This is a genomic window from Rhodohalobacter sp., from assembly GCF_041686455.1.
Taxonomy (GTDB): domain Bacteria; phylum Bacteroidota; class Rhodothermia; order Balneolales; family Balneolaceae; genus Rhodohalobacter.
Genome location: NZ_JAWLDW010000144.1, coordinates 1 through 6061, shown reverse-complemented (window position 1 = coordinate 6061; position 6061 = coordinate 1). Strand labels below are relative to the sequence as shown.

Below are 6061 nucleotides of genomic sequence, written 5' to 3'. Positions count from 1 at the left end.
CAGCGTCAAATACTCCAATCACCATTTCATTCGTACTGATAGATTGTGGAAATAAATACTTAAAAACCAACCATCGGACATATATTAAAAATCACTACCAAACATTACCCACACATCACTCACCCATCGCAAATCAGATTTGATGCGGATAGGGTATTCCTCGTATATTGAAAGTGTTATTCAAAAATCGAAGCCCACCTGACGAATAACGCTCCATTACGAAATCAATATTAGATGTGATCTTCCTGAAGAGATTGTTGGGCCTATTCTAACCTATGGTTTCAAAAAAACTCAACGATCAAAAATGAATCTTCCCAAAATCAAAATAGGTGTGGCCGGATCAAGAGAAATTTGAGCGGAGACATGAGAATTTTTAGAAATAAAGTTGAAAGATGGAATTGGAGTAAATGAATACAATATCGGCAGACAATCAACCCTCATCCTCTTGAGAATTAATATGTGCAGGAGGTGTAAATTGTTCATACACTCTTGGATCAAAAATATTTACCGTTACAATTTCTGAGATTGGAATTCCCATCTGAAAGTCATTAATGTCAAGATCAATCTCTTCGTCTTCAACCGTATATTTAATGACTGTATCGTAGGGGGTCGTGAATTCGATATGGAAATCCTTTTCATCTCTATAGCCACTGTAAACAGGAATCACTTTTATAGATTTAACTCCTGCCCATGGATTAAAAAAGTTTTGAGAGATAAATCCGATGTATACTTTTCTTGATTTAAGTGTGATACTGACCAGTTTGGCATCTTCAAGTGCTCTTAAAAGAATGAGTTCGATACCGTCATTATCCTCTTTTATGATCTCTTTAATTCTGGCTTCTTCATCGATCCATCTGTTGGGAATGATCCCGGAAGTAACAAGGAAGAGAAATGCTAATAGGGCAGTGCCGAGAAAATCAAAATGAATATTGGACTTCCACCAAGAGTAAAAATCGGGTAACTGTAAAGAGATAATGGTGGCAATTAGAAATGCAATTGTGACCCCAATTAATCCTGCAACGGCTGAACTTAAAATCAGTTCTTGGGCATTATAACGAATTGTTCTGTATCGGAACCAGGTAGATTTTTTAATAAAAATGTATCCCCCGAGAAGAGGTAACAGGAAAATATTGACTTCCACGTCATTTCTCTTTTTTACGCGCCCGAACCTCTTTTAAAAGATCTGAATTGCGAATTATTTCCAGTTGCCTCTGGGCACTTTTGCTTGTTAAAATATCTTTAGGTTTAGCATACAAGCCTCCTTGGCGTGTGTGCCGGATAACAGGACGTTCGTGGTTGGTATGTATCTCTTTTGTTGCCATAATCAATGATATTATAATATAATTTACCTTTACTAACAATAATATAACGCTGTGGTGTGACAGCATATTGGCATGGCGATATGTTGAGTGTTAAAATCATACTCATTTCTCCATTCTAATATTTATCAAAGCATAAGGAGCATATAGTTACAATGCGGCTTGAATCTATTCAAATATCACTCGGGGTGGAGGAAGTACGGATTTCCTTTGGGAATGCGAAGAGCCTTTTTGAGGTCCTTTTTTAAATATATAATCATTCAAAACTCACCATCAAACAACTATCACAATTCATCACCAAACATTACCCATACATCACCCACTCACCACAAATCAGATTTGATGCGGATAGGGTATTCCTCGTATATTAAAAGTGTTATTCAAAAATCAAAGCCCATCTGACGAATAACGCTCCAGAAAAACTGATTCTTGGGATGGCTGTATCTATACGAATCGTCGATAAACGGCCCTGAAGGGTTTGGTCTGCGAACAGCTCGCAGCAGGGTGCAGGGGGCAAAGTTTGGTATTTGGAATTTCAGGAAGAGTTTGTGAGTGGTAGAGGGTTCTGGTTCGGGTTTTGAGGCTCTGAGTTTTTGGTTCTCTTTCCCCCGTCTCACTTTTGCCTTCTGCCGTCTCCCGTCCCCACGCCTTTTCTAAGGACTTCTGTGTTATGCCATCTATATCTTCTATTTTAGTGTCGTTCAGATTAAAAAGTATAGAAACAGACAGATATGATCTCAAGACAGTGGAACGTAATTGCACCGTTAATTATCATGAGTTTACTGGTTAGTTTAGCACCTGGAGTCTATGCACAGGAGACCCCTCAACAGGAAGAGGCGATCCAGGTTGCCCGTGCATCCTGGGATACAGGATGGTTTCAAACCGAGGTATTTCGCCTGCTTGCAGAGGAGATGGGATATTCTATGGCTCCGGCTCAAACGATGGCGGTGGATGAATTTTATGAAAAAGCCGCGTCGGGGGAGGTTGATTTTTTTGTGAACGGCTGGTTCCCGCTTCACCGGGAACTTATTCAACAGCCCGGCCGAAGTGATAAGATCGAGGCGGTTGGCTACGAGGTGGAGAAGGGAGCGATCCAGGGATATCTGGTGGATACGAAATCCGCAGACTCACTTGGGCTGGAATCTTTGAGTCAGCTCTCAGATCCAGAGATAGCAAGGCATTTCGACCGGGATGGAGATGGGAAAGCCGATCTGATTGGCTGTAATATTGGCTGGGCCTGTCATACCCGTATCAACGAACACCTCAGCGAGCTGAACCTGCTGGAAACGACGGAGCAGGTGTATGGCGACTATAATCCAATGGCCCGAAACGCTATTGAGGATCTGCAGACCGGGAAACCGCTCCTCATGTATACATGGACGCCGAACTGGACACTTGGTAAGGTAACGCCCGGAAGCGAGGTGCAGTGGCTGCATGTGCCTGTGTCAGGAAGAGAACAGATCGATAAACTGGAGGGCGCGTCCCGTAGTCCGATAACGCTTGGGTTCGACCTGAACGACATTCGGGTTGTGGCAAACCGTGAATTTTTGAACCGGTATCCCGACCTGAGGGCACTGTTTGAGAATGTTCGCATCCCTCTTGAGGATATCCAGGAGCAAAACGCCGCGATGGCGGGAGGAGAGGGGAGCATTAGCGATATCCGGCAGCACGCCCGGGAGTGGATTGATGATCATAGGGATGACCTGCGAAACCCTCTTATTGACGCAGGGGTTGAAGATCCATTTGAACACTTGAGCCGCAGTGGTAATTCTCCACTTGCAGACAGTGGCCTGTCGATTGATGACCAACATCACTTTCGGGTTGTTACGCAGCAGGTTGAACCCCTGGTGATGTATGATGATCGTACCTACGGCGGGTTTAGCATTGAAGTTTTTGATGCTATTGCCAAGGAGATCGGACTCGACTACTCGATCTACAGCGTGAACAGTATTGCGAAAATGTTGGATGACGTGAAGCGCGGAGAGGCAGATATTGCAACATCAGCACTTGGTATTACATCGGAAAGGGAGGAGATGCTGGAATTTTCTCACCCCTATTATGAAACCGGACTTCAAATTATGGTTCCCAACAGAGGGAGCAGCATCAGCACCATTCCCATGGCGATTCTCTCCATTATTTTTTCCAAAGAGGTGATGTTTATTTTCATCTTCTTTTTTGGTGTTCTGCTCATATCCGCCCATATCATCTGGTTCTGGGAGAGAAAGCATAACGATGATTTTCCCAGCAGCTACTGGAGCGGATTAGGGGTTTCAATATGGTGGGCTGCCGTTACGGTAACCACGGTTGGCTACGGAGACAAAACTCCCACAGGAATTCCCGGCCGTATATTTGGGCTGATATGGATTTTTGCCGGTTATTTTGCGTTTTCTTATTTCACAGCAACGGTCACGAGTACGGTGACGCTTCAGGAGATCGAAAGTAAGATTCAAACTGCAGAGGATCTGTACGGACATGATGTGGCAACCGTGAGTAACAGTGCGGCAGAGTATTATTTGAGGGGAAACGGTATTCGTCCGTCTACCTATAATACTGTTTCTGAAGCTGCTGAAGCTCTTGTGGAGGGTAGCATTGAGGCCATTGTCTATGATGCGCCTGTTCTTCAGCACTATGCTTCCGAGGAGGGATATGGAGATGTGATGGTGACGGGACAGCTTTTTCAGCAGCAGTCGTACGGTTTTGCACTACCAAAAGATAGTGAACTTCGTAAGGAGATTAACCTGGGATACCTGAAAATTCTGGAAAATGGTGAATATCAGCGGATCAGGAATCGCTGGTTTGGTAATGAGGCGAGGTAGGATAGGGGTTGTTTGATCTAAGATCGGATACCGCATATCTAAGTTCGTATATTAAAAAAGGTTGGGATTTTTTTGCGGATTACCCGAAGGGCTCCCGTTTGGTGTTATGAGGTGGAGTAAAGGAGATGTCTCTACTTCGGCCTAAAAAGCAGGCCTCCGCTCGACATGACAGGGCGCACTATTTAAAGAGAGCGCGTATCCAATTCATATTTATGCAAAGATTAGGGCCACGCCGCCGGCTGGCGGAAAGTGCATGGAGAGATCTCCCCGCGAAGCGAAATATCCCGGCTGCAATCCGGAAAAACACCGCAAATCCTTTGAAAGGCTAAATCTTTTAGGGAAGAGGAACTGTTTATTCGTTGAAATCATCAACCAATAACATACAATCAAACATCTTTTACCAATCACAACTATACATTACTTATATATCGCTCACACATTCCAAATCAGATTTGTTGTGGATAGGGGTTTCCTCGTATATTGAAAATGTTATCCAAAAATCAAAGCCCATCTGACGAATAACGCTCCACAAAAAATGATCCCGGGGATAGCTGTGTCTGCCTTTAGAGTGAAATGTGAAAAGGACCTACTTCGCTGAAGCTTCGTTGGCCGGACTAAAGGCAAAGATTTCTATCATAGATGTGTATGTATGACAGATGCCCCGGAAATGGTGAATTTTGATTTTGGTACATAAAACGTTCTCGACAGTCTCGACCTGATGAGTATTGGAAATGGAATTTGGTGCTTGGTATTTGGAGATTGGGATTTGGAACTTGTGGCCTGCAACCTGAAACTTGCCGCTTGCTAAGCGAATAGCCATTCCTTTTTATTCTACCTTTATAAATTCGTTCAAATCGGACTTTAGGATATATTCAATTTCTCTAAAATTAGATCTATCCGTTTCGCAAAAGAGAAAACCGAACATATGATAGTCCGCAACGTTCATCTTCCTCAGCTCAAGGGGATGTTCGAAATGTTGAAGCAGCTGATCGTAGTCAAATGACTTTATTTCGTCCGGTTCATACCCGGTTGTATTGTCTAATACAATGATGCTGTAAAGTTTGTCTTCCCTGCCGCTTAAAATGGTTTTCCAATCTGGCTTTTGTTGGTTGAAGAAATATTCAATGGGATTAAAACCATATGAAAGATACGTTGAGTCTGCCGTAGTACACCAGCCACCGAATCGCATTGGATTAACTTCTATAGGAAAGAGTTTTCCGTCTTTTGTAATTCTTACTTCAACGTGAAGGGGGACGTTTTTCAAATCGGCAGAATTGCCAAGCATGTCGAGAAACTCCGTGAATGATCGTAATCTTTCATTGATTATTTCGCCTGAAGAGAGATAAACTCTGTCGCTAACATCATCCTCACTTGAAAAAAGATGTTTGAAAATATTCAATACCACCGGTTCGCCGTTGTTGCCAAAATACGCATCAAATGCATATTCATCCCCTTCAATGTATTTTTCAACAATAAAAGATCCGGCATTTAAAACAGAAGCCGGATATAATCTGTTTACTTTTTCAATTTCGTTCTCAACCATCCTTACTTTTTCATTCCACTCTTCAACCGAATAAATCTTATGAACGCCCACGCTGAAGAAACCGACCTTAGGTTTTAATACAACAGGAAATGGATAACCGGAAGCATCCACTGTAAGGAGATCCTCTATGTGAATCTCTTCAAAAAAGTAGTCCGGATAATATTTATTCAAAAAGTGGCGGAAGCGTACTTTGTCTTTAAAGAGATCAATGATATCGGGGAGTTTCGTTTTTTGTAGATTTTTTTCGATCCAGTCAATGGAGTTTTCCGAATTGGTGTAAACCCTGGGAAACTCGTTCCTCTTAACAATGTCCTTTGCTTCTTCATTACTAATGAGAGGCAACCTGCCGCCCAGATTCAATTCCTCTTTCGATGAAAGTGCTA

At 42.8% G+C, this 6061-nt stretch carries 4 protein-coding genes; 1 reads left to right on the top strand and 3 read right to left on the bottom strand.

The genetic code is table 11. From position 1 onward, the window contains the following. Positions 1–430: 430 nt before the first annotated feature. Positions 431–1141 (bottom strand): hypothetical protein, encoded by a 711-nt coding sequence (locus ACESM0_RS12285; RefSeq protein WP_372906502.1) that lies wholly within the window; start codon positions 1139–1141, stop codon positions 431–433. Position 1142: 1 nt separating this feature from the next. Then, the gene (locus ACESM0_RS12280; protein WP_372906501.1) at positions 1143–1322 is read right to left on the bottom strand and encodes a hypothetical protein; all 180 of its coding nucleotides are present in this window, start codon (positions 1320–1322) and stop codon (positions 1143–1145) included. 728 nt (positions 1323–2050) lie between these two features. On the opposite strand from ACESM0_RS12280, the gene proX reads away from it, so the two are divergent. Further along, complete coding sequence (gene proX / locus ACESM0_RS12275) at positions 2051–4135, top strand: glycine betaine/L-proline ABC transporter substrate-binding protein ProX (protein ID WP_372906500.1); 2085 nt, start codon at positions 2051–2053, stop codon at positions 4133–4135. A gap of 826 nt (positions 4136–4961) precedes the next feature. Here proX and ACESM0_RS12270 read toward each other — a convergent pair. Next, positions 4962–6061 (bottom strand): ATP-grasp domain-containing protein (locus ACESM0_RS12270; protein ID WP_372906499.1); only part of this gene is annotated, 1100 nt, incomplete at its 5' end.